This is a genomic window from Acidovorax sp. GW823-FHT01C06 (assembly GCF_058798375.1).
The window spans coordinates 183,905-207,911 of the sequence record NZ_JBXAKN010000004.1 but is presented as its reverse complement, the minus strand read 5'-3'; the positions used below and the strand labels follow the sequence as shown (position 1 = coordinate 207,911).

Sequence of the window (24,007 nt, the reverse complement as noted above, 5' to 3'; positions counted from 1 at the left end):
TTTTCTTTCTGGTTGCATGAACAGGGCTGTGGCGGAACGTATGCAGTGGCTCAGTGCGGCGCGAACTCGGGGCGGGGGCCGCCCACGCGCGGCAGGCCCATCAGCGCGCGGGCCTCGGCGGGCGTGGCGGGCTCCATGTCCAGCTCGCGGATCACGCGCACGATGCGCTCGGTGAGCTGCACGTTGGTGGCCAGCTCGCCGTGGCGAAAGTACAGGTTGTCCTCCAGCCCCACGCGCGCATGGCCGCCCAGCAGCAGCGCCGCGACATTGGCTTCGAGCTGCGAGGGGCCGATGCCGCTCACGCAGAACAGGCTGTTTTTGGGCAGCGTGTCCACCATCATCTGCAGGTGGCGCGGCGAGTACGGCATGGCGTTCTGGAAGGCGCGGTGCACGTTCATCACCAGGTTGATGAAATGCGGGCCGTCGTCGTGCCCCTCTTCGATGAGGGTGGTGGTGTCCTGCAGGATGTGGGTGGGGCTGAAGACCTCCCACTCGGGCTTGATGCCGCGCGCCTTCATGCCGGCGGCCAGCTCGCGGCCGCGGCTGAGCGGTGTGTCCATCAGGATCTCGCGGCCGTCGAAGCTCAGGTTGAGCGTGGTGGCATCCAGCGTGCACATCTCGGCGCCTGCGTCCATGCCCTTGATGCGCTCTTCCCAGGCGATCTCCCAGCGGTTGCCGGGCAGCGGCTTGACCATGTCGCCGTGCACGCCGCCGCCGGTGGAGTTGTTGATGACGATGTCGCAGCCCTTGGCGCGGATGCGGGTGTTGATGTCGCGGTAGATGTCGGCGTTGCAGGTGGCGCCGTCATCGGGCCTGCGCGCGTGGATGGCCACCACGCTGGCCCCGGCGTTCCAGCAGCGCTGCACGTCGTCGGCGATCTCGGCCGGCTGGGTGGGCAGGTGCGGGTTCTGAGACTTGTGCGCCATGCCCCCCGTGGGGGCGATGGTGACGATGACTTTGCGCTTTGTCATGGCGTGGACTGGTGGAAAATGCTAGTGCACGCATTATTTTTTTGGGCGCTTGCATACTCAGTCATTGCGATGACATTTGGACTCAGGGTATACGAGGAACCGTGCGGCCCTGCCCGTTGGAGAACGCTTCACCATGCTGGTCAAAAAGGCGCCGCCCACGGTGGCCGACCTCCTCGCCGACTCGGCCTGGTTCCCGGTGCTGGACGCCCCGGCCCAGCAGCGCGTGCTCGATGAACTGCGCGAAGTGGATGTGCCGCAAGGCAGCGCGCTGTGCCGGCGCGGCGACGTGCCCCGGCACTGGTACGGCGCGATCGAAGGTCTGCTCAAGTGGACGGTCACGTCCGACAACGGCCGCTCCGTCACGCTGGGCGGGCTGTCGGCGGGCAGCTGGTTTGGCGAGGGCACGCTGCTGCGCGGCGTGGCGCGCACGGCAGACATCATTGCGCTGCGCCCCAGCCGGGTGGCGCTGCTGCCGGTGGAGACCTTCGAATGGCTGCACGCCACACAGCGCAGCTTCGACCACTTCCTGCTGCGCCAGATCAACGAGCGCATGCACTGGTTTCTGGGCAACTTCACGGCCCACCACCTCATGGACACCGACAGCCAGGTGGCACGCGCTCTGGCCGGGCTGTTCCACCCTTTTCTGCACCCCGGCAGCGACCCGCACCTGCAGGTCTCGCAGGAGGAGATCGCCAACCTGTCGGGCGTGTCGCGCCAGCGCTGCAACGCCGCCCTGAAGCGCCTGGAGGCCGAGGGCGTGCTGCAGATCGAATACGGCGGCATCACCGTGGTGGACCTCGGCAGCCTGCGCCGGCGGCTCGACTAGCCGTCCGCGCGCATCACACGCCCAGCAGCTGCTCCAGCGCCGCGGGCGCTGCCCGCAGGTCGGCCGACGGCGCGGCCAGCACGATGCGGCCCTTCTCCATCACCAGGGCCTGGTCGGTGTGCGAGAGCACCCGCCGCCAGTCGCGGTCCACGATCAGCGTGGCGATGCCGGTGGCCCGGATCTCGGAGATCACGCGCCAGATCTCGGTCACGATGAGCGGGGCCAGGCCCTCGGTGGCTTCGTCCAGGATCAACAGGCGCGGGTTGGTCATCAGCGCGCGGCCGATGGACAGCATCTGCTGCTCGCCGCCGGACAGTTGCTGCCCGCCGTGCGAGAGCCGCTCCGACAACCGAGGGAAGGTGGCCATCACGCGGTCGAAGGTCCAGGCGCGGCTGCCGTCCAGGCCCGCCCGCTGGCTCATGACCAGGTTCTCGCGCACCGACAGGTTGGGGAAGATGCCGCGCCCCTCGGGCACGTAGCCAATGCCCAGGCGCGCCATCTTTTCGGGGGGCCAGCCGGTGACGGTGCGGCCGTCCATCTGCACCTGGCCTTCGGGCGGGCGCAGGTAGCCCATCAGGGAGCGGATGAGCGTGGTCTTGCCCATGCCGTTGCGCCCCAGCAGGCCCACCGACGTGGCGGCGGGCACCTGCGCATCCACGCCGCGCAGCACATGGCTGTCGCCATAGCGGGCGTGCAGCCCGACCACATTCAGCATGGTGCGTTCCTTGTCATGGGGGTGGTCATCACATCAATGCCCTTCTCCGAGGTAGGCGGTGCGCACCTCGGGGTTGTTGCGGATCTCTGCCGGGCCGCCGCTGGCGATGACCGTGCCGTTGACCATGACGGTGATGCGGTCGGCGATACGGAACACGGCGTCCATGTCGTGCTCGACCAGCAGGATCGCGTGGTGCGGTTTCAGGTCGGCCAGCAGCGCCAGCATGCGCTCGGTCTCCTCCGCGCCCATGCCGGCCAGCGGCTCGTCCAGCAGCAGCACGCGCGGCCGGGTGGCGATGCACATGGCCACCTCGAGCTGGCGCTTGGCGCCGTGGCTCAGCGCACCGGCGGTGCGCCGTGCGTCTGCCGCAAGCCCGGCCGCCTGCAGCGCCGCCGCGGCGGTGGCATTGCTGTCGGCGCAGTGGCGCGCCGCCTGCCACAAGGCCCAGGGCCGGGGCGTGGCGGCCTGCGCGGCCAGGCGGCAGTTCTCGTGCACGGTGAACTCCGGGAAGATGGTGGTGCGCTGGTAGCTGCGCCCGACGCCCGCCAGCGCGCGGCGCACCTGCGACTGGCGGGTGATGTCCTGCCCGCCCAGGGTGATGCGCCCCCCGGACGCTTCGATCTCGCCCGACAGCATGTTGATCAGGGTGGACTTGCCCGCGCCGTTGGTGCCGATGACCGCGTGGACCTCGCCCTGGCGCAGGTCGAGCGTGACGGCATTCACCGCCACCAGGCCACCGAACCGGCGCGTGAGCCCTTGCACGGACAGCAGGGGTTGAGCGCTCATGCCTTTCCGCCCTTTCCGATGGGTTGTCCCAAACGCTGCGCCAGGCCCACCAGCCCCTGCGGCAGCACCGCGACGAACACGATGATGGTCAGGCCCAGGGTGAGCTGCCAGTGGTCTGCCAACGGCCCCATGAGGGCGTGGGTGGACAGCAGCTCCTTGAGCAGCGTGAACACCACCGCCCCGATCACCGCGCCGCGCAGATGCCCCATGCCCCCGAGGATGACCATGAGCAGCACGTCGCCCGAGGTGTGCCAGGACAGCAGCTCCGGGTTCACCACGCCATCGCGCACGGCCAGCAGGGAGCCCGCGAGCCCCGCCAGCGCCCCTGCCATCACGAAGGCCGCCAGCTTGTAGCCATAGGTGGCGAACCCCGCGGCGCGCATGCGCTGCTCGTTCACCCGGATGCCCGCCAGCGCCGCGCCAAAGCGCGATCTGCGCACCAGCGCTAGCAGGCCGTAGGTGCCCGCCAATGCCGCCAGCACCAGGTAGAAAAGAGCGTGGCGCGACTCCAGGCTGAGGCCGCCAAGCGTGGGCCGCACGTCCAGGTAGATGCCGTCGCTGCCGCCGCCCACCTTGGTGTCGTGGAACACGAAGAACGCCATCTGCGCAAAGGCCAGGGTGACCATGATGAAGTACACCCCGCGGGTGCGCAGGCTCAGGGCGCCCACGCACAGCGCGTACAGCGCAGCCGCCCCCATGGCGCCCAGCATCAGCACGATGAGGTTGCCGCCCTCCGCCCCCGAGCCCAGCACGGTGGCATAGGCGCCGATGCCGTAGAAGGCAGCATGCCCCAGGCTCACCAGCCCCGTCATGCCCACCAGCAGTTCCAGGCTGAGCGCGAAGATCGACAGGATCATGACCTTGACCAGCAGGTCGGCCCAGTAGGGGCCCAGCAGCGGCCCGGCGATGGCGGCGGCCATGGCCACGGTGGCGGGCAGCAGTGCGCGCATGCGCCAGCCGCCGCGCGGCGCAGTGGCGGTGTCCGCAGGCGCGGCGGCGGTGGTGGGGTGCACGGCGCTCATGCCTTGCGCCCCATCAGGCCTTCCGGCCGCCAGATCAGGATGCCGGCCATCAGCAGGTACACGCCGATGCCGCTGATTTCCGCGAAGAACACCTTGCCGAAGGTATCGACAAACCCCACCAGCAGCGACGCCACCAGCGCCCCGGTGATGGAGCCGATGCCCCCGATGACCACCACCACGAAGCAGATGATGAGCACGCTGGCGCCCATGTTGGGGTACACCGAGGACATGGGCGCGGCGATCATCCCGGCCAGCGCGGCCAGCGCCACGCCCGCCGCGAAGACGATGCGGTACAGCCGCCGGATGTCGATGCCCAGGCCGCGCACCATGTCGCGGTTGCTGGCGCCGGCGCGCACCATCATGCCCAGGCGGGTGCGGTTGACCACCCAGTACAGCCCCACGGCCAGCACGATGCAGGCCGCCGACGCGAAGAGGCGGTACCACGGGTAGCTCATGAGTTCGCCCAGCGCGAAGCTGCCATCGAGCCACGCAGGCGCCTTGACGCCGTGCACGTCGTTGCCCACCAGCAGCGAGCGCAGTTCCTCGAACACGAGGATGAGCCCGTAGGTCATCAGCACCTGCTGCAGGTGGTCGCGCTGGTACAGGTAGCTGAAGAACGCCCACTCCAGCAGGTAGCCCAGCACCGCCGCGAGCGCGATGCCCGCGAGCAGCATGACGAGGAACTGGTCGCCGAACAGCGGCGACAGCGCGAACGCCATGTAGGCGCCGATCATGTAGAAGCTGCCGTGCGCGAGGTTGATCACGCCCATGATGCCGAAGATCAGCGTCAGCCCGGATGCCACCAGAAACAGCAGCAGCCCGTACTGGACCGAGTTCAGGCACTGGACCAGGAAGGTACCGATGTCCATGGAAGGTGTGTCCTGTGTTGACGGAGACGGTCAGCCAGCCGTTTACAGCTTGCAGCCGCGCGCGGGGTCGGCCAGCGCCTTGGCGGCCACGCCGACGACCTTGTTCTCCTTGCCGTCCACCTTGCGCAGGTAGATGTCCTGCACGGGGTTGTGGGCGCGGCTCATGGTGAAGGGGCCGCGCGGGCTGTCGATGGTGGCTTTCTGCACCGCGGCGGCGAACTCGGCCTTCTTCGCGATGTCGCCCTTCACGGCCTTCAGGCCCGTGGCCAGGATCTGGGCGGCGTCGTAGCCCTGCACCGCGTACACGTCGGGCTGCAGTTTGAAGGACTTGGCGTAGGCGGTGCGGAACGCGTTGTCGCGCGGGGTGTTCAGGCCGTCGGCGTAGTGCAGCGTGGTGAGCAGGCCCTGCGCGGCATCGCCCTGCGCCTCCAGCGTGCCGTCGGTCAGAAAGCCCGAGCCGTACAGCGGCGTGACCTTGTTCAGCCCGGCGGCCGCGTAGTCCTTGACGAACTTGACCGCGCCGCCGCCCGCGAAGAATGCGAACACCACGTCGGGCTTGGTGGCCGCGATCTCGGTGAGCAGCGCCTGGAACTCCACGTTCGGGAACGGCACGGTGAGCTGCTTGACGACCTTGCCGCCTTCCTTTTCAAAGCCTTCCTTGAAGGCCTCGGTCATCTCGTCGCCGGCGGCGTACTTCCAGGTGATGGTGACGGCGGTCTTTTTCTTCTCCTGCTTCGCGGCCACGGTGCCCATGCCGTAGGACGACTGCCAGTTGGAGAACGACGAGCGGAAGATGTTCTGCGCGCACAGCGCGCCCGTGACCGCGTCCGCACCCGCGTTGGGCACGATGAGCAGGGTGCCACTTTGCTTGGCGGCGCGCGCCATCGCCGTGGCGACACCCGAATGCACGGTGCCGACGATCACATCCACGCCGTCGCGCTTGATGAGCTTGTTGACGTTGTCGGTGGCCTTGGCCGGGTCGGACTCGTCATCGACCTTGAAGAACTCGATCTCGCGGCCCGCGAGCTTGCCGCCCTGCTCGGCCACGTGCAGCCGAAAGCCGTTCTCGATGGCCACGCCCAGCGCGCTGAAGGTGCCGCTGAACGGCAGCATGAGCCCGACCTTGAGCTTGTCGGTGGTCTGGGCCGTGCCCGCGGTGGCGCCGCAGGCCAGTGCCAGCGCTGCGAATGCCGTGCGTGCGTAGCGAGATGTCATGGTTGTCTCCTGGATGTTGTCGTGATGAACGCCACCGTCTCGGCGATCACGTCGCCGGGCCGGTCACGGTGGGGGGAATGCGCGCAGGCGGGCAGCTCCAGCAGCCGGGTGCCCGGCACGCGCTCAGCAATGCCGCGGATCTGCGCCAGCGTTCCGTATTCGTCGTCAAGACCCTGCACGGCCAGCACGGGCGCGCGCACGGCGGCGATGTCGGCCACGATGCTCCAGCCGCGAAAGGCGGGGTCGAGCCAGATGCGGTTCCAGCCCCAGAAGGCCGAATCGGGGTCGTCGTGGTAGCGGGCCAGCTTGCCCGGCAGGTCGGTGGTCTCGTAGGCGGCACGCGCCTGTTCGATGTTGGCGATGGTCACGTCCTCGACGAAGATGTGCGGCGCCAGCAGCACCAGGCCCGCCACGCGCTCCGGAAAGCGGGCGGCGTACAGCAGCGCGATGGAGGCGCCGTCGCTGTGGCCGAACAGCCAGGGCGCTTCGCTCACGCCCAGCGCCTGCAGCAGCGCGGGCAACACCTCCTCGGCCTGCCGGTGCATGAAGTCCACGCCCCAGCGTTCATCGGCCGCGCGCGGCGTGGAACGGCCGTAGCCGGGGCGGGAGAACACCAGGCCCCGAAAGCCGCCGTCCGCGCACAGCCGCTGCGGGAAGTCCTTCCACATCGCCAGCGAGCCCAGCCCTTCGTGCAGAAAGACCACCAGCGGCGCCTGCGTGCGCTCGGGCGCTATCCACTGGTACTCGACCTGCACGGCCTGCCCCCGCCAGGAGATGCTGGCCAAAGACACCGGGCCGCCGGAGCTGGCCGTGGCGCTCATGCCCGGGCCTCCTGCTCGCGCAGGCGAAAGCGCTGGATCTTGCCGGTGGCGGTCTTGGGCAGCTCGGGCACGAACTCGATGAAGCGCGGGTACTTGTAGGGCGCCAGGCGGTCCTTGACGAAAGCCTTGAGCTCCTCTTCCGTCGCGCCCTGGCCGTCTTTGAGCACGACGAAGGCCTTGGTCTTGGTCAGGCCGTCGCCATCCTGCTTGCCGATCACGGCCACCTCCAGCACGGCGGCGTGCTGCATCAGCGTGGCCTCGACCTCGAAGGGCGACACGTAGATGCCGCTGACCTTGAGCATGTCGTCGCTGCGCCCGGCGTAGGTGTAGTAGCCGTCCGCATCGCGCACGTACTTGTCGCCGCTCTTGGTCCAGCCGCCCTGGAAGGTGTCGCGCGTCTTGTCGCGGTTGTTCCAGTACATCAGCGCGGCGCTGGGGCCCTGGATGTAGAGGTCGCCCACCTCGCCGTCCGCCACGGGGCTGCCGTCCTCGCCGCGCAGCTCGACCTCGTAGCCCGGCACGGGCTTGCCCGTGGTGCCGTAGCGGATGTCGCCCGGGCGGTTGGACAGGAAGATGTGCAGCATCTCGGTGGAGCCGATGCCGTCGATGATGTCGCAGCCGAAATGCGCCTTGAAGCGCTGGGCGATCTCGGCGGGCAGCGCCTCGCCGGCGGACGAGCACATGCGCAGCGCCACCTGGGCGCGCGCCGGCAGCTGGGGCGACGCGAGCATGCCCGCAAAGCCGGTGGGCGCACCGAAGAACACGGTGGGCCGGTGGTCCACCCAGCGCTGAAAGGTGGCATCGGGCGTGGGCCGCTCGGCCATCAGCACCACCGTGGCGCCCACCGACAGCGGGAACGTCAGCGCATTGCCCAGCCCGTAGGCGAAGTAGAGCTTGGCCGCCGAGAAACACACATCGTCGCGCGTGAGGCCCAGCACGGGCTTGCCGTACAGCTCGGCCGTCCACCAGAGGTTGCCGTGGGTATGCACCGTGCCCTTGGGCTTGCCGGTGGAGCCCGACGAATACAGCCAGAAGCCCGGGTCGTCGGGCCCGGTGGCTGCGGGCGCTGGCAGGCACTGGGCGCTGGCAATGGCCTCGTCCAGGCCCACGGCGCCGGCTGGGAGTGCCTGCGTGGGCTGCGACACCCACAGCGCCGACACCTCATGGCCACCGCGCGCCATCGCGTCTTGCAGGACGGGCAGCAGCGCGCCCGAGACCAGCACGGCCTGCGCGCGGCTGTGGCCCAGCATGTAGGCGTAGTCGTCCGCCGTGAGCAGCGTGTTCACCGCCACGGGCACCACGCCGGCGTACAGGCAGCCCAGAAAGCACACGGGCCAGTCACTGGTGTCGTGCATGAGCATCAGCACCCGCTCTTCGCGCCGCAGGCTGGCATCCACCAGCACACCGGCCAGGCGCCGGGCGCGGTCCTGCAGGTCGCCGTAGCTCAGCGTGCCGCGGTCGTCGATGTAGGCCGTGCGCTGCGCGTGGTCGCGGTTCAGGTCGAACAGGTGCTGTGCAAAGTTGAAACGCTCTGGCAGGGTGGTCATGGCGATGTCTCCGTGGTTCGCTGGCGTTTTTCTGGTGGTGCGTGCTGGCTGGCGGCTGCTGTGGTCTGCGCCTGGGCGGTCAGAGGCCGAGCGCGGCCAGCACACCGGGGCTGGCCTGCACGGCGCTGCGCTGGTGGTAGAAGCCCAGCGCCCGCAGGCCTCCCAGCTCCGCCCCGCCGCCCGCACGCCCCGGGCCGCCGTGCAGCGACATGGGCATCACGTTGCCGTGGCCGGTGTGGGCCTGGGCGACGTCGGGCGTCACCACGTGCACGCGGCCATGGCTGGCTGCGAGCTGCACGGCGGCATGCCCCAGCGCGGCCTCGTCGGCCCCGTACAGCGATGCCACCAGCGACCCCTGGCCGCGCTGTGCGAGCGCCACAGCGTGGTCCACATCGCGGTAGGGCACCAGCGTGGCCACGGGGCCGAACACCTCGACCTCGTGCACCACGGCCGCCGCATCGGCGTCGTGCACACCCAGCAGCACCGGGCCGATGCAGGCGGCCACGGCGGGGTCAGCATCCACCAGCGGCTGGTGGCGGCCGTCGTGCAGGATGTCGGCGTGGGCGCACAGCTGCGCAAGCCCTTCGCGCACGGCGTGCAGTTGGGCAGTGCTGACGAGCGAGCCCATGCGCACGCCGTCGTTGCGGGGGTTGCCCACCGTCACGCCCGCGAGCTTGGCGCCGATGGCCTCGGCCGCAGCGCCGTACACGCCTGCCGGCACCAGGATGCGGCGGATGGCGGTGCATTTCTGGCCCGACTTGACGGTCATCTCGCGCACCACTTCGCGCACCAGCAGGTTGAAGGCGTCGCTGCCGGGCGCCGCATCGGGCAGCAGCAGCGCACTGTTGAGGCTGTCGGCCTCGATGTTGGCGCGCACCGAGCGCCCGGCCACCGCAGGGTGCGCGCGGATGATGCCGGCCGTGTCCGCCGAGCCGGTGAACGAGACCACATCGAACGGCCCGAGCTGGTCCATGAGCCCGGCCGAGCTGCCTGCGATGACCGACAGCGCGCCCGCCGGCAGCACGCCCGCATCGACCACATCGCGCACCATGCGCTGCGTGAGCCAGGCCGTGGACGTGGCGGGCTTGACGATCACCGGCAGGCCGGAGAGCAGCGCGGGCGCCGCCTTCTCCCACAGGCCCCAGCCCGGGAAGTTGAAGGCATTGATGAACAACGCCACGCCGCGCGTGGGCACCTGCAGGTGCTGCGACAGGAACACGGGCTCCTTGCCGAGCCGGGCGGCATCGCCATCGCGCAGCACGCGCACGTCGCCCAGCGCGTCGCCCCATTTGGCGTACTGGCCCAGCGTGAAGATGCCGCCGTCGATGTCCACGGCGGAGTCGTTCTTCACCGTGCCGGCGTTGGCCGTGGCGATCTCGTAGTACGCATCGCGGTGGGTTTGCAGTACCTTGACCACGGCGCCCAGGAGAGCGGCGCGCTGCCGGTAGGTCAACGCACGCAAGGCCGAGCCGCCCTGCTCGCGGGCGAACCGGAAGGCCTCGGGCAGGTCGAGCCCGGTGGCATCCACGCGCACCAGGTCATGGCCCAGCACCGGGTCCTTGAGCACGGCGCCCGGGCCCTGGCCGGTTTGCCAGCGTCCGGCGGCGTAGTTGGGGAGCAGTTCGGTCATACAGATAGAGAGATAGGCAGAAAAAAAGCGGGTTATCGGTCATCAGCGCGCGGCGCACGAAATGGGCATGGTCCCGGCCAGCGTCGCCGTGCGAGGGCCGCCATGCCGCGCAGGCGGCATTCCGCTTGCGTGCACCGGGGGCGTCCCCCTACCAGATTGCGGAGCAATATGAGAGAGGGGGAAGGCGCGAAGCGACTCAGGGGGGTGTTTCACTTGCTGAACTGGATTTGCCCTTCGGGCAGCAGGTAGAGCACCAGCGAGCGGCCCTGCGCCACGGTGGGGCGGTGGGCACTGCCGGGCGGGTACACGCACCAGCCGGCGGGATGCCCGTCGAAGGTGGCGTCGCCCTCCAGCGGCATGATCAGGTCGATCTCGCCCAGCGGATGGGTATGGTGCGGGCCGGCGATGTCCTGCATGTCCACCACATCCACCGAGAAGCGGTGCAGCGCGTCGTCTGCCTTGAAGACGCGGCCGTAGCGGATGCCGCCGCCCTCGCGCTCGCAGAGCCAGCCCTGCGCCACGCCGGCCAGGCACCCCGCCTTGAGCTGCTGGTAGGCCGCGCTGGCGGGCCCGTGGGTCTGGTTGAGCCAGGCCTGCAGGTCGCCGTCCAGGGCACGGCCCGCGATCTGGCCCGTCAATGCGGACAGGGCTTCATGAAATGCTGCTTTATCGGACATGGCGACTCGTGGGTGGCTGGGACAATGGAGTGCAGCGTGCACAAGGCTTGATATGTGTTCTTGTGGGATGGAGCAATGTGCAGTATCTTGCCTGCACACGAACAATAGTTAATGCTTGATGCAGTGTCAAGCACTATAGTGCATGTATGGTGTTTTCCCCTAGCGGCGGCCGAACGCCTTCAAAAGCGTTTGAAGCCCGGGGCACGCACCGCAAAATGCCACGCCGCAGCCGACGTGAACGAGGATGGACATGAACGAACAAGAAGACACAGTCACCCTGCCACCTTTCGCTGGCGGCGGCACGGCTGCGCCCACCGAAGAGGCCCGCAACCCCCTGCTCGCCGCCCTCGGCGAACGCGTGCGCAACCTGCGGGCGCAGCGCGGGCTCACGCGCAAGGCGGTGGCCATGGCGGCCGATGTGTCGGAGCGGCACCTTGCCAACCTGGAGTACGGCACGGGCAACGCGTCCATCCTGGTGCTGCAGCAGGTGGCGGGCGCGCTGCATTGCTCGCTGGCCGAGCTGGTGGGCGACTTCACCACCCGTTCGCCCGAATGGCTGCTGATCCGCGAACTGCTGGAGCACCGCAGCGAACCCGAGCTGCGCCGCGCGCGGCTGGCGCTGCATGAGCTGCTGAGCAGCGGCGCGAGCGACACGGCGCGCCACCGGCGCATCGCGCTCGTGGGGCTGCGGGGCGCGGGCAAGTCCACGCTGGGGCCTTTGCTGGCACGCGACCTGGACGTGCCGTTCATCGAGCTGAGCCGCGAGATCGAAACCCTGGCGGGCTGCAGCGTGCGCGAGATCCACGACCTGTACGGCACCACCGCCTACCGCCGCTACGAGCGCCGCGCGCTCGAAGAGATCGTGCAGATCCACAGCGAGGTGGTGATCGCCACCCCCGGCGGCATCGTCTCGGACCCCGCCACCTTCAACGAACTGCTCGCGCACTGCACCACCGTGTGGCTGCGCGCCGCCCCCGAGGAGCACATGGGCCGCGTGCTGGCCCAGGGCGACATGCGCCCCATGGCCGCGAGCAAGGAAGCCATGGACGACCTGCGCCGCATCCTGGAAGGCCGGGCCGCCTTCTATTCCAAGGCCGATCTCACCATCGACACCTCGGGGCAGAACCTCGAGGAAAGCCTGCGGCAGCTGCGCGCCGGGGTGCGCAAGCTGATGACCCACCCGCCGCACTGACACCCCGGCGCCCCCGCGCGCCATAAATCCAGCAAAAAACCGCGGCATGCATTGACTCGCTCGCAAACATGCATCATGATGCACATCAGTTGATGGATTTATGCATTATTATTCCTGTTCGCAGTTTTTGACGGAGACGCCCCATGACCGCCCAGACCACCGCACCCTCCCGCGTTGACTACCGCACCGATCCCACGCAGTACCGCCATTGGAAACTGGCGGTCGAGGGTCCGTTGGCCCGCCTGTCGCTCGACATCGCCGAAGACGGCGGCATCCGCCCCGGCTACAAGCTCAAGCTCAACAGCTACGACCTGGGCGTGGACATCGAGCTCAACGACGCGCTCAACCGCGTGCGCTTCGAGCACCCGGGCGTGCGCACCGTCATCGTCACCAGCGGCAAGGACCGCATCTTCTGCTCCGGCGCCAACATCTTCATGCTGGGCGTCTCCAGCCACGCCTGGAAGGTGAACTTCTGCAAGTTCACCAACGAGACGCGCAACGGCATCGAGGATTCGTCGAAGCACTCCGGCCTGAAGTTCCTCGCCGCGGTCAACGGTGCCTGCGCGGGCGGCGGCTACGAACTGGCCCTGGCGTGCGACGAGATCCTGCTGGTGGACGACCGCTCCTCCTCGGTGTCGCTGCCCGAAGTGCCGTTGCTGGGCGTCCTGCCCGGCACCGGGGGCCTGACCCGCGTGACCGACAAGCGCCATGTGCGCCACGACCTGGCGGACATCTTCTGCACCAGCGTCGAAGGCGTGCGCGGCCAGCGCGCGGTGGACTGGCGCCTGGTGGATGCGGTGGCCAAACCTGCCCAGTTCGCCGCCGCCGTGCAGGCGCGCGCCACCGAGCTGGCCGCCGGCAGCGACCGCCCGGTCGGCGCCCAGGGCGTGGCCCTGACCCGCCTGGAGCGCGAGGACGGCGCGGACAGCCTGCGCTATTCGCATGTCGAGGTGCAGATCGACCGCGCCAGGCGCACGGCCACCCTCACGCTGAAGGCGCCCACCGGCGCACAGCCCGCCGACATCGCGGCCATCGAGGCCACTGGGGCCGCCTGGTGGCCGCTGGCCCTGGCGCGCGAGCTCGACGACGCCATCCTCAACCTGCGCACCAACGAGCTCGACATCGGCACCTGGCTGCTCAAGACCGAGGGCGACGCGCAGGCCGTGCTCGCCTCCGACGCGGTGATGCTGGCCCACAAGGACCACTGGCTGGTGCGCGAGACCATCGGTGCGCTGCGCCGCGCGCTGGCACGGCTGGACGTGTCCTCGCGCACCCTGTTCGCGGTGGTGCAGGAGGGCTCGTGCTTCGCCGGCACGCTGGCCGAGCTGGCCTTCGCGGCCGACCGCACCTACATGCTGGCCCTGCCCGACGACGCCGGGCGCGCGCCGAAGCTCGTGCTCAACGAATTCAACTTCGGCTTCTTCCCCATGGTGAACGACCAGAGCCGCCTGCAGCGCCGCTTCTATGAAGAGGCCGCGCCGCTCGACGCCGCGCGCGCCGCGGCTGGCAAGCCGCTCGACGCCGACGAGGCCCTGGCCCTGGGCCTGGTCACCGCCGCGCCCGACGACATCGACTGGGACGACGAACTGCGCATGGCCATCGAGGAGCGCGCCGCCATGTCGCCCGACGCGCTGACCGGGCTGGAGGCCAACCTGCGCTTTGCCAGCAAGGAGAACATGGCCACGCGCATCTTCGGCCGGCTCACGGCCTGGCAGAACTGGATCTTCAACCGCCCCAACGCCGTCGGCGAAAAGGGCGCGCTGAAGGTCTACGGCACCGGCGAAAAGGCCGGCTTCGACTTGAACCGCGTTTGAATCCGCAGCCCTCCGCACAACCCAAGGAACAACGATGAGCACGATCAACTACAGCGAGAAGATCCCCAACAACGTCAACCTCGGCGAAGACCGCACGCTGCAGCGCGCGCTCGAAGGCTGGCAGCCCAACTTCATCAACTGGTGGGACGACGTGGGCCCCGAAGGCTCGACCAACCACGAGGTCTACCTGCGCACCGCCGTGAGCGTGGACCCGCAGGGCTGGGCCCAGTTCGGCCACGTGAAGATGCGCGACTACCGCTGGGGCATCTTCCTGAACCCCGGCGACGCCAACCGCGAGATCCACTTCGGCGACCACAAGGGCGAGAAGGCCTGGCAGGACGTGCCCGGCGAGCACCGCGCCAACCTGCGCCGCATCATCGTCACGCAGGGCGATACCGAGCCAGCGAGCGTGGAGCAGCAGCGCCACCTGGGCCTGACGGCGCCTTCGATGTACGACCTGCGCAACCTGTTCCAGATCAATGTGGAAGAGGGCCGCCACCTCTGGGCCATGGTCTACCTGCTGCACAAGCACTTCGGCCGCGACGGCCGCGAGGAGGCCGAGGCACTGCTGCAGCGCACCTCGGGCGACGTGGACAACCCGCGCATCCTGGGCGCCTTCAACGAGAAGACGCCCGACTGGCTGGCGTTCTTCATGTTCACCTACTTCACCGACCGCGACGGCAAGTTCCAGCTCTCGGCCCTGGCCGAAAGCGCCTTCGACCCGCTGGCACGCACCACCAAGTTCATGCTGACCGAAGAGGCCCACCACATGTTCGTGGGCGAATCCGGCGTCTCGCGCGTGCTGGCGCGCACCGCGCAGGTGATGAACGAACTGAAAACCGACGACCCGGCCAAGGTGCGCGCCGCCGGTGCCATCGACCTGGGCACGGTGCAGCGCTACCTGAACTTCCACTACAGCGTGACCATCGACCTGTTCGGCGCCGACCAGTCGAGCAACGCGGCCATCTTCTACAGCTCGGGCCTCAAGGGCCGCTACGAAGAAGGCAAGCGCACGGACGACCACATCCTCAAGGGCCAGACCTACAAGGTGCTGGAGGTCAAGGACGGCCAGCTGCTGGAGAAGGACGTGCCCATGCTCAACGCCTTGAACGAGGTGCTGCGCGACGACTTCATCAAGGACTCGATGGCGGGCGTGGGCCGCTGGAACAAGGTGCTGGAAAAGGCCGGGATTCCCACGCGCCTGTCGGTGCCGCACAAGGCGTTCAACCGCCAGATCGGTGCGCTGGCCGGCATCAAGATGTCGCCCGACGGCCGCGTGGTGAACGAGGTCGAATGGGCCGCGAAGCGCGATGAATGGCTGCCGAGCGCCGAAGACTTCGCTTTCGTGGCATCGTTGATGGGCCGCGTGGTCGAGCCGGGCAAGTTCGCCGGCTGGATCGCGCCCCCGGTGATGGGCATCAACCGCCAGCCCATCGATTTCGAGTACGTCCGGTTCAATTGAGTCCCTGAGCCGCTGCCGGGAGACTTGCTGGAAGAAAAATATGGACACCACCACGCTGATCGACAACGGCATCTTGAAGCAGCACCTGATCGACCCCGAGATCTGCATCCGCTGCAACACCTGCGAGGCGACCTGCCCGGTGGGCGCCATCACGCACGACGACAACAATTACGTCGTGCGGGCCGACGTGTGCAACGGCTGCATGGCCTGCATCTCGCCCTGCCCCACGGGTTCCATCGACAACTGGCGCACCATGCCGGTGGCGCGCGCGTACACGATCGAAGAACAGCTCACCTGGGAGGCGCTGCCGCCAGAACTGGCGCCCGATGTGCTGGCCGCCGAAGGCGCAGCGCCCTCGGCCATGGACACCGCACTGGCGCCTGCACCGGCCGCGCCCGTGGAGCCCGGCACGCAGGCCTTCCGTTCCGCCCAGTACGGCGCCACCGTGCCGCCCTGGTCGGCCGCGCACCCCTACACCAACCTGTTCCCGCCCAAGAGCCCCACCACGGCAACGGTGGTGGGCAACTTCAACTGCACCGAAGCAGGCTTTGAAAGCGAGACGCACCACGTCGTGCTCGACTTCGGCAGCATGCCGTTCCCGGTGCTGGAGGGGCAGTCCATCGGCATCGTCCCGCCGGGCACCGACGTGCTGGGCAAGGCGCACCATGCGCGCCAATACTCCATCGCCAGCCCGCGCAACGGCGAGCGGCCCGGCTACAACAACCTGGCGCTCACCGTGAAGCGCGTGACCACCGACCACGACGGCAACGCCGTGCGCGGCGTGGCCTCCAACTACGTGTGCGACCTGAAGGTGGGCGACACGGTGCAGGTGGTGGGGCCGTTCGGCAGCTCGTTCCTGATGCCCAACCACCCCCATTCGCACATCGTGATGATCTGCACCGGCACGGGCAGCGCGCCCATGCGCGCGATGACCGAATGGCGCCGCCGCCTGCGCAGCAGCGGCAAGTTCGAGGGCGGCAAGCTGCTGCTGTTCTTCGGCGCGCGCACCCAGCAGGAGCTGCCCTACTTCGGCCCTCTGCAAAGCCTGCCCAAGGACTTCATCGACATCAACCTCGCGTTCTCGCGCACGGCCGGGCAGCCCCGGCGCTACGTACAGGACCTGATGCGCGAGCGCGCCGCCGACCTGGCCGCGCTGCTGCGCGACGGGAACACCCACTTCTACGTCTGCGGCCTCAAGAGCATGGAAGAAGGCGTGGTGATGGCGCTGCGCGACATCGCCCGCGACAGCGGCCTGGAGTGGGAACAGGTGGGCGCAGTGCTCCAGCGCGAAGGGCGGCTGCACCTGGAAACCTATTGACGGCAGGCCTGGCGCAGTCCCCTGCGGAGCGGGGGCCGCCGCCGAGTTTTCATTGAAAACGGGCTTCAGCGCTTGATAAACAAGCGCCATAAGCTATATATTTAATAGCAATCCATCTATTGTCGGCGCTCCGCACGCCCCTAGGCCCGCTGGCCGCACTCGCCCCCTGCGGCCGTGCAGCGGCCGCTCGGCCCCGCGCCAGCCGCGTCCCCGCCACCCGCTCGCCTGCGCGCTGCCAGATGCGCGGGGCCTGACGCCGCCGCATGGAAAAAAACCGACCCGCCTATAGGACGGAACCTACAGAAATCGCTGCCGCAGATTTTCAAAATGAATTCACACACGGCCTTCGTGTGCATTTTTTTTGATCATCAGGAGATATTCCATGCCCAACAACAACCCCCAAGGCCACAACCAATACACCGACGACAGCGACTCCCAGCGCAAGAGTTCGGGCAACCGCCAGGCGGAGCAGAGCACCGGCGCTTCCGGCAGCCGCCAGCAGGGGCAGAACGAGCGCCCGGGCTCCGGCGGCAACCAGGGAAGCCGCGAGCAGCAAGGCGATTCTTCCCGCCGCTCTTCCCAGAACCAGCGCTGAGCCGGCCTTGTAGGCACCGGCAGGCATTTCCTCGCAACCCTGGCTGACCAGCCAGCAACCATGAACGGACCAACACACCAGGAGAATTGAAAATGGGTTATCGAGACAGTGATGACAGCGGCTTTTCCCGCCATGGCATGGGTCGGGACCACGACGAAGGGCGGTATGCCGAACGCGCCCACCGCGGCAGCATGGACCGCGATGACCAGCGCCCGGGCTACGCCCCCGAGCTGGATGACCGGTACGGCCAGTACGGCATGGTGCGCAACGACTACCGTGGCAACGCTGGCCTGGGCCTGCCGCCGCGCGAGGGCCGTGACCGTTTTTCCTCGCCGGACCGGTTCCAGGGAGGCGGCGGCTACCGCAACGATGGCCGGGAGATGTACCACCCGCCGAACAGCCGCTTCGACAGCGACTACCGGGACTACCAGGACCAGGACCGCGCGGGCTATGCCCGAGGGGGTGGGCGCTGGGGCAGCGACGATGAGCTGCGCGGGCCCTCCCAGGGCCGCCAGGGTCACCACGACCCCGACTACCAGCAATGGCGGCAGGAACAGCTGCGCCTGCTGGACGAGGACTACCAGTCGTGGCGCAAGGAGCGCTACGAGAAGTTTTCCGACGACTTCAATACCTGGCGCACTTCGCGCAACCAGCAGTCCCCCTCCAAGAGCCAGGCCGGTGCCACGGGCAGCAGCACCAGCAATCCCGGCGCCACATCCGGCAAATCCAAGGACGCAGGCTGACGGCGGCGCCGCTCCTTGAGGAAGGCCGGCGGGCGCACGTTCGCCGGTGACCCGGCCCGTGGCGCGGCGCCCCTGCCTCCCTGGCCGCCCCTCCCCCGCGCGGGAGTGGGCGGCTTATTCCTGCCCGCGTGGAACGGGTCGGGCTTCCCCTGGCGTTCCCGGCTGGCGCGCTCCGCGCCGCAGTTGCTCATTCGTCCTACAAAAGGCCCGGCGGTCCAAAAATACGATGGCGGCATCCCCCTGGCGATGGCGCCGCCGGCCCCTCTCGCCGTTTCCGAGAGCAAAGGAATCCGCATGACCGCCTTGTCCGCATACGGTGACGCTCTCCGCCCCTCGCCCTCCAGATCATCCGCCCAGACAGAAATCGTCATGCCGTTCACGCAGGGCATCAAGGGGCACTCGAGCGTGCACGAACACGTGACGCGCGAGCAGATCGCCCGCCATGTCGCCGCGCTCAAGGGCTGCCCCTTCATGGAAGAGGTGCCCCAGCCCTTGTGGACCCGCCGCACCTACCTCGTGCCCAGCGACACCCTCGTGGCGTCCACGGCGCAGCGCCTGGGCCTGTTGGGAGAAGACGACCTGTTCGGCGGCGTGGTGCCCCATGCCTTCGTCGCCACGAAGGCCATCACCCATCCCCTGGTGTCGGCCACGGCCGCGGCCCCGCAAGGCTGGAGCGAGGCGTTTTCCCGCCGGGTCGGTGCCGCCGTGCTGCCGGGCTACACCGCGTTCTCCAGCCGGGATGCGCAGGAGGCCGGTGAACAACTGCTGGCGCTGGGTCCCGTGCGGGTCAAGCCCGTGGGCGAGACCGGAGGGCGTGGCCAGACGGTGGTGCCCGACGCCCGCGCGCTCTCCGCCTGCCTGGCGGCATTGGGCAAGGCGGCCCTGGTCGAGCAGGGCATCGTGCTGGAGCACAACCTCTCCCAGGTGGACACGCTGAGCGTGGGCCAGGTGCGCGTGGCGGGCATCCTGGCCTCGTACCACGGCAGGCAGCGCCTCACGCAGAACAACACCGGCGCGATGGCCTACGGCGGCTCCGACCTGACCGTGGTGCGGGGCGATTTCCACGCGCTCCTGTCCACGCTCCCGCCCGGCCCCGTCCGCAAGGCGGTCGATCAGGCCCTGGCGTACGACGCCGCGGTGCGGGAATGCTTTCCGGGGTTTTTCGCCTCGCGCATCAATTACGACGTCGCGCAGGGCATCGCGGCCGACGGCCGGTGGTGCTCGGGGGTGCTGGAGCAATCCTGGAGGATCGGCGGCGCCACCGGCGCCGAAGTGGCCGCGCTCGAAGCCTTTCACGCCGACCGCTCCCTGCGCTCGGTGCAGGCCAGCTGCGTGGAGACGTATGGCCGCTTCGAGCCCCTTCCGGCAGCGGCGACCGAGTACTTCCGGGGAGAGGATCCCGAAGTGGGCCTGCTGACCAAATACGCCCTGGTGCATCGCGATGGCCACGCGGCATAGGGCGATCCAGATTCCCTCGGGGGACCGCACGATCGCGGGCACGCTGGTCGCGCCCGACACCGTGGTGCCCGGCGTCATGCTGGTGCACGGCTGGGACGGCAGCCAGGAGCAGTACCTTGCGCGCGCCCATGCCATCGCCGCCCTGGGGTGCATCTGCCTGACCTTCGACCTGCGGGGCCATGCCAGCGACAAGGCCCACCGCGACACGGTCACCCGGGAAGACAACCTCAACGACATGCTCGCCGCCTACGACCTTCTCACGGGCCACCCCGCGGTGGACGCCAACTCCGTGGCGGTGGTGGGCAGCAGCTACGGCGGCTACCTGGCCACCGTGCTCAGCGCGCTGCGGCCCCTGCGGTGGATGGCGCTGCGCGCTCCCGCGCTCTACAAGGACGAGGACTGGCTGGTGTCCAAGCAGAACCTCGACCGCCAGGAGATATCCCGCTACCGCGCCATGAAACTCGCCTCCGACAGCAACCGCGCCCTGGCGGCCAGCGCGGTCTTCGAAGGGGATGTGCTGCTGGTCGAATCCGAACTCGACCACATCGTCCCGCACCCGGTCATCGAGAACTACCGCGCCGCGTTCCTGCGCACCCACTCCATGACCTACCGGGTGATCAAGCAGGCAGACCACAGCCTGTCCAAACCCGAATGGAGCGAGGCCTACACCGCGATGCTGGTGACCTGGATGTCGGAAATGCTGGGGCTGGCCAAGAACGGACAGCCCTCCGGCAAGAAGTGACGTAGGCCGGCGGGCGCCGGAGGCGCCACGCCACCCACCGGGCCTTCGCCGCATCCATCCGATGGGCACAGTCAAAACTGTCCGACACGGCCGCCGCGCGCGCGGAGGGCTAATGGAGCTTCTTCCCTGCCGCCCTGGAGAACACCATGTCCAAGACACACCGCTCCGGTTCCGATCCCCACCTCAAGCCCCGCGAACTCAAGCGCATGCGCCAGTGGGAAGCCATGGCCCGGCCCCGCCAGGTGCCGCTGCGGTTTCCCGAGCCCGAGCCCCCGCTATGGAAGCCGCTGGGCTGACCGCGATTGCACACCACGCGCCGGCCCGACGCCGCCCGTTTCCCATCCACCGCATGTGAAGAAGCCTTGCCATGAAGCCATCATCCAAGACAGCCCCGTCCACCCCGGCCGCACGGGCCACGGCCACGGCCGCTAAGCAAAAGAAGATCCAGGCAGCGCAGGACCGCCGCGACGAGCGCGCCCGCCCGGCCAAGGCAGCGCCCGCTTCGGCCCGGGGCAAGGCCCCCGCGCCCGGCCCCGGGCGCTCGGAACCCGCCCCCCCGCTGCCGGCCCAGCACCTTGCCAAACCCGGCAGCGAGGCCGAGATGCAGCTCAAGCCGAGGTTCGAGGCACCCCACTACCGGGGCAGCGGCAAGCTCACGGGGTTCTCCACCCTCATTACCGGGGGCGACTCCGGGATAGGCCGTGCGGTGGCGGTGCTGTTTGCCCGCGAGGGCGCGGATGTCGCCATCGCCTACCTGGCCGAACACGAGGATGCCCAGCGGACGCGCGAGCTGGTGGAGGCCGAGGGTGGCCGGTGCATCCTGATACCCGGCGACGTCAAGGACGCGGCATTCTGCGCCGGCGCCGTGCGGCAGGTGGTCAAGGCGTTTGGCAAACTTAACGTGCTGGTCAACAACGCCGCGTTCCAGGAGCACGCGGACTCCCTCGAAGCGCTGACGGCGGAGCGTTTCGACGAGACGTTCCAGACCAACATCTATGGCTACTTCCACATGGCCAAGGCAGCCCTGCCCCACTTGCACCGGGGCGATTCGATCATCAACACCGGCTCGGTCACCGGCCTGCGCGGCAGCAAGGAACTGCTGGACTATTCCGCCACCAAAGGCGCCATCCATGCCTTCACCAAGGCCCTGGCCCACAACCTGGCCGAGCGGGGCATCCGCGTGAACGCGGTGGCCCCGGGGCCCGTGTGGACGCCCCTCAACCCCGCGGACAAGGCGCCCGGGGACATTGCCAGGTTTGGCGAAAAGACGCACATGGGCCGCCCTGCACAGCCCGAGGAGATTTCTCCCGCCTATGTGTTCCTGGCGGCCCCCTGCTGCTCCAGCTACATCACCGGCACCGTGCTGCCCATCACGGGCAACGCGGGAGACGGCGCGTGAAGAAAGCGGCGTGCGGCATCACGCCAGATCCTGGCTGACCCGTGGTTCGATCTCGGCCCACTCCCCGTCGGTGAACAGGCGCGAGCGGGTGTGGAACGCCTTGCCCGTGCTGCCTTCCAGCGAAAACGTGCCGCCGTGCCCGTCGATCACATCCAGGATGAGCTGCGTGTGTTTCCAGTACTCGTACTGGGATTTGCCGATGTAGAACGGCGCGCCGCCCACATCGCCCAGCAGCACATCGCTGGCTCCAATCGTGAGATCGGTGGGCAGATAGCAGTTGGCCGCACTGTTGTCGCAGCAGCCACCCGACTGGTGGAACAACACGCTGCCATGCTGCGCCTGCAGCTGCGCGATCAGCGCCAGGGCTGCCTCGGTGGCAATGACTCTCTCGACCATGGTGATCTCCTGATGTGCCGACAAAAACCGCTGCTGTGCTGAAAGTAATTTCGCAGCAGCGTCACGGTGGTTCACAGAGCGTCGATGGCCAGGCGCGTCGTCGCAGGCAGCGGCAGCGCCAGGGCAAGACGGCGCAACGACGCCAGCGGCGCCCTGTGGGCCACAACCCACCAAATCAGAAGAAGCCGAGTTTGTTTTCTGAGTAGCTCACCAGCAGGTTCTTGGTCTGCTGGTAGTGGTCGAGCATCATCTTGTGCGTCTCGCGCCCGATGCCCGACTCCTTGTAGCCGCCGAACGCCGCGTGCGCGGGATAGGCGTGGTAGCAGTTGGTCCATACGCGGCCGGCCTTGATGGCGCGCCCCATGCGATAGGCCACGTTGCCGTTGCGGCTCCACACGCCGGCGCCCAGGCCGTACAGCGTGTCGTTGGCGATGGCCAGCGCCTCGGCCTCGTCCTTGAAGGTGGTCACGGCCAGCACGGGGCCGAAGATTTCTTCCTGGAAGATGCGCATCTTGTTGTGGCCCTTGAACAGCGTGGGCTGCACGTAGTAGCCGCCTTCCAGGTCGCCGCCCAGGTGGGCCTGGCCGCCCCCGGCCAGCACTTCGGCGCCTTCCTGCTTGCCCAGGTCCAGGTACGACAGGATCTTGGTGAGCTGCTCCTTGCTGGCCTGCGCGCCCATCATGCTGTCGGTATCGAGCGGGTTGGCGTGCTGGATGGCGGCCACGCGCTTCAAGACGCGTTCCATGAACTTGTCGTAGATCGACTCCTGGATCAGCGCCCGGCTGGGGCAGGTGCAGACCTCGCCCTGGTTGAAGGCAAACAGCACCAGGCCTTCGACTGCCTTGTCCAGGAAGGCGTCGTCCTTGTCCATGATGTCGGCAAAGAACACATTGGGGCTCTTGCCACCCAGCTCCAGCGTGGCGGGGATGAGGTTGTTGGCGGCGGCCTGCGCGATCACGCGGCCGGTGCTGGTCGATCCTGTGAAGGCGATCTTGGCAATGCGCTTGCTGGTGGCCAGAGGCATACCCGCCTCGCGGCCGAAGCCGTTGACGATGTTGAGCACGCCGGGCGGCAGCAGGTCGGCGATCAACTCGGCCAGGATCAGGATGGAGATAGGCGTGGACTCTGCAGGCTTGAGCACCACGCAGTTGCCCGCACCAATCGCAGGCGCCAGCTTCCAGGCGGCCATCAGGATCGGGAAGTTCCACGGAATGATCTGGCCCACCACACCGAGCGGCTCCTGGATGTGGTACGCCACGGTGTTCTCGTCGATGTTGGACAGCGCGCCTTCCTGCGCCCGCACGCAGCCCGCGAAGTAGCGGAAATGGTCCACGGTGAGCGGGATGTCGGCGTTCAGCGTTTCGCGGATGGCCTTGCCGTTGTCCACGGTTTCGGCATAGGCCAGCAGCTCCAGGTTCTGCTCGATGCGGTCGGCAATCTTGAGCAGGATGTTGCCGCGCGTGGCGGCGTCGGTCTTGCCCCAGGCGTCGGCGGCGGCGTGGGCGGCGTCCAGCGCCAGTTCGATGTCTTCGGCGGTGGAGCGGGCGGCCTGGGTGTAGACCTTGCCGTTCACGGGCGAGATGACGTCGAAATACTGGCCCTTGGCCGGGGCCACGAACCGGCCGCCGATGAAGTTGTTGTACTGGGGCTTGTAGGCGATCTTGGCGCCAGGGGCGCCGGGGGCTGCGTAAACGGTCATGTTGTCTTGTCTCCGGTGGATTTGTGGACATCTGCTCGGCACCTCGCGCCGCCAGATAGAGGACATGACTCAAAACCCGTGCCAACCTGCTCCATCTGCCAAGTGCTTGA

Annotated in this window: 23 protein-coding genes; 11 read left to right on the top strand and 12 right to left on the bottom strand. The window is 68.4% G+C overall.

Annotated elements, in window-relative coordinates:
• Window positions 1–50: 50 nt before the first annotated feature.
• On the bottom strand, window positions 51–971 hold the full coding sequence (locus tag AC1RCS_RS11425) for a beta-keto acid cleavage family enzyme (RefSeq protein ID WP_369643362.1): 921 nt from the start codon (window positions 969–971) through the stop codon (window positions 51–53).
• A gap of 133 nt (window positions 972–1,104) precedes the next feature.
• Here AC1RCS_RS11425 and AC1RCS_RS11420 point away from each other — a divergent pair, with 133 nt between their 5' ends.
• Window positions 1,105–1,797 (top strand): Crp/Fnr family transcriptional regulator, encoded by a 693-nt coding sequence (locus AC1RCS_RS11420; RefSeq protein WP_218296124.1) that lies wholly within the window; start codon window positions 1,105–1,107, stop codon window positions 1,795–1,797.
• A 13-nt stretch (window positions 1,798–1,810) separates the two neighbouring features.
• On the opposite strand, the gene AC1RCS_RS11415 is transcribed toward AC1RCS_RS11420, so the two are convergent.
• The 9 genes from AC1RCS_RS11415 to AC1RCS_RS11375 form a co-directional block, all read right to left on the bottom strand.
• The gene (locus tag AC1RCS_RS11415) at window positions 1,811–2,512 is read right to left on the bottom strand and encodes an ABC transporter ATP-binding protein (protein WP_369643363.1); all 702 of its coding nucleotides are present in this window, start codon (window positions 2,510–2,512) and stop codon (window positions 1,811–1,813) included.
• Window positions 2,513–2,545: 33 nt separating this feature from the next.
• Window positions 2,546–3,298 (bottom strand): ABC transporter ATP-binding protein, encoded by a 753-nt coding sequence (locus tag AC1RCS_RS11410; RefSeq protein WP_492244594.1) that lies wholly within the window; start codon window positions 3,296–3,298, stop codon window positions 2,546–2,548.
• Window positions 3,295–4,320 (bottom strand): branched-chain amino acid ABC transporter permease, encoded by a 1,026-nt coding sequence (locus AC1RCS_RS11405; protein WP_492244595.1) that lies wholly within the window; start codon window positions 4,318–4,320, stop codon window positions 3,295–3,297. The genes AC1RCS_RS11410 and AC1RCS_RS11405 overlap by 4 nt, the downstream gene beginning before the upstream one ends.
• A complete protein-coding gene (locus tag AC1RCS_RS11400; protein WP_218296127.1) occupies window positions 4,317–5,189 on the bottom strand; it encodes a branched-chain amino acid ABC transporter permease in 873 nt (290 codons plus the stop codon). The genes AC1RCS_RS11405 and AC1RCS_RS11400 overlap by 4 nt, the downstream gene beginning before the upstream one ends.
• A 42-nt stretch (window positions 5,190–5,231) precedes the next feature.
• Window positions 5,232–6,404: an ABC transporter substrate-binding protein gene (locus tag AC1RCS_RS11395; protein WP_056417441.1), complete on the bottom strand. Its 1,173-nt coding sequence runs from the start codon at window positions 6,402–6,404 to the stop codon at window positions 5,232–5,234.
• A complete protein-coding gene (locus tag AC1RCS_RS11390) occupies window positions 6,401–7,225 on the bottom strand; it encodes an alpha/beta fold hydrolase (RefSeq protein ID WP_492244596.1) in 825 nt (274 codons plus the stop codon). The genes AC1RCS_RS11395 and AC1RCS_RS11390 overlap by 4 nt, the downstream gene beginning before the upstream one ends.
• Window positions 7,222–8,772: a benzoate-CoA ligase family protein gene (locus AC1RCS_RS11385; protein ID WP_492244597.1), complete on the bottom strand. Its 1,551-nt coding sequence runs from the start codon at window positions 8,770–8,772 to the stop codon at window positions 7,222–7,224. Before AC1RCS_RS11385 ends, AC1RCS_RS11390 begins: the two co-directional genes overlap by 4 nt.
• A gap of 79 nt (window positions 8,773–8,851) precedes the next feature.
• Window positions 8,852–10,402, bottom strand: a complete 1,551-nt coding sequence (locus AC1RCS_RS11380) for a 3,4-dehydroadipyl-CoA semialdehyde dehydrogenase (protein ID WP_492244598.1) — start codon at window positions 10,400–10,402, stop codon at window positions 8,852–8,854.
• A gap of 209 nt (window positions 10,403–10,611) precedes the next feature.
• On the bottom strand, window positions 10,612–11,079 hold the full coding sequence (locus AC1RCS_RS11375) for a 4-hydroxylaminobenzoate lyase (RefSeq protein WP_218296132.1): 468 nt from the start codon (window positions 11,077–11,079) through the stop codon (window positions 10,612–10,614).
• Window positions 11,080–11,329: 250 nt separating this feature from the next.
• Between AC1RCS_RS11375 and AC1RCS_RS11370 the strand changes: the two genes are divergently transcribed.
• The 10 genes from AC1RCS_RS11370 (at window position 11,330) to AC1RCS_RS11325 (ending at window position 21,802) form a co-directional block, all read left to right on the top strand.
• Window positions 11,330–12,271 carry a helix-turn-helix transcriptional regulator gene (locus AC1RCS_RS11370; protein WP_369643368.1) on the top strand — a complete coding sequence of 314 codons (942 nt, stop codon included), beginning with the start codon at window positions 11,330–11,332 and terminating at the stop codon, window positions 12,269–12,271.
• 143 nt (window positions 12,272–12,414) lie between these two features.
• Window positions 12,415–14,085 carry a 2,3-epoxybenzoyl-CoA dihydrolase gene (boxC, locus tag AC1RCS_RS11365; protein WP_218339744.1) on the top strand — a complete coding sequence of 557 codons (1,671 nt, stop codon included), beginning with the start codon at window positions 12,415–12,417 and terminating at the stop codon, window positions 14,083–14,085.
• A gap of 34 nt (window positions 14,086–14,119) precedes the next feature.
• Complete coding sequence (gene boxB / locus AC1RCS_RS11360; RefSeq protein ID WP_492244599.1) at window positions 14,120–15,547, top strand: benzoyl-CoA 2,3-epoxidase subunit BoxB; 1,428 nt, start codon at window positions 14,120–14,122, stop codon at window positions 15,545–15,547.
• A gap of 40 nt (window positions 15,548–15,587) precedes the next feature.
• The gene (gene boxA, locus AC1RCS_RS11355) at window positions 15,588–16,865 is read left to right on the top strand and encodes a benzoyl-CoA 2,3-epoxidase subunit BoxA (RefSeq protein WP_492244600.1); all 1,278 of its coding nucleotides are present in this window, start codon (window positions 15,588–15,590) and stop codon (window positions 16,863–16,865) included.
• Between the two features lie 382 nt (window positions 16,866–17,247).
• Entirely contained in the window at window positions 17,248–17,460 is a 213-nt protein-coding gene (locus AC1RCS_RS11350) for a hypothetical protein (protein WP_218296137.1), read from the top strand.
• A gap of 92 nt (window positions 17,461–17,552) precedes the next feature.
• Window positions 17,553–18,203, top strand: a complete 651-nt coding sequence (locus tag AC1RCS_RS11345; protein WP_492244601.1) for a hypothetical protein — start codon at window positions 17,553–17,555, stop codon at window positions 18,201–18,203.
• Window positions 18,204–18,572: 369 nt separating this feature from the next.
• Complete coding sequence (locus tag AC1RCS_RS11340) at window positions 18,573–19,661, top strand: DUF3182 family protein (RefSeq protein WP_255591042.1); 1,089 nt, start codon at window positions 18,573–18,575, stop codon at window positions 19,659–19,661.
• Window positions 19,645–20,403: an alpha/beta hydrolase family protein gene (locus AC1RCS_RS11335; protein ID WP_218296140.1), complete on the top strand. Its 759-nt coding sequence runs from the start codon at window positions 19,645–19,647 to the stop codon at window positions 20,401–20,403. The genes AC1RCS_RS11340 and AC1RCS_RS11335 overlap by 17 nt, the downstream gene beginning before the upstream one ends.
• Window positions 20,404–20,549: 146 nt before the next feature.
• Entirely contained in the window at window positions 20,550–20,699 is a 150-nt protein-coding gene (locus AC1RCS_RS11330) for a hypothetical protein (protein ID WP_218296141.1), read from the top strand.
• A gap of 71 nt (window positions 20,700–20,770) precedes the next feature.
• Window positions 20,771–21,802: an SDR family oxidoreductase gene (locus AC1RCS_RS11325; RefSeq protein ID WP_492244602.1), complete on the top strand. Its 1,032-nt coding sequence runs from the start codon at window positions 20,771–20,773 to the stop codon at window positions 21,800–21,802.
• An 18-nt stretch (window positions 21,803–21,820) separates the two neighbouring features.
• Here the strand turns inward: AC1RCS_RS11325 and AC1RCS_RS11320 are convergent, their stop codons facing one another.
• A complete protein-coding gene (locus AC1RCS_RS11320) occupies window positions 21,821–22,198 on the bottom strand; it encodes a DUF779 domain-containing protein (RefSeq protein WP_218296143.1) in 378 nt (125 codons plus the stop codon).
• A gap of 175 nt (window positions 22,199–22,373) precedes the next feature.
• Window positions 22,374–23,897, bottom strand: coding sequence for an acetaldehyde dehydrogenase ExaC (gene exaC / locus AC1RCS_RS11315; RefSeq protein ID WP_492244603.1), 1,524 nt, complete (start codon window positions 23,895–23,897; stop codon window positions 22,374–22,376).
• Window positions 23,898–24,007: the final 110 nt, after the last annotated feature.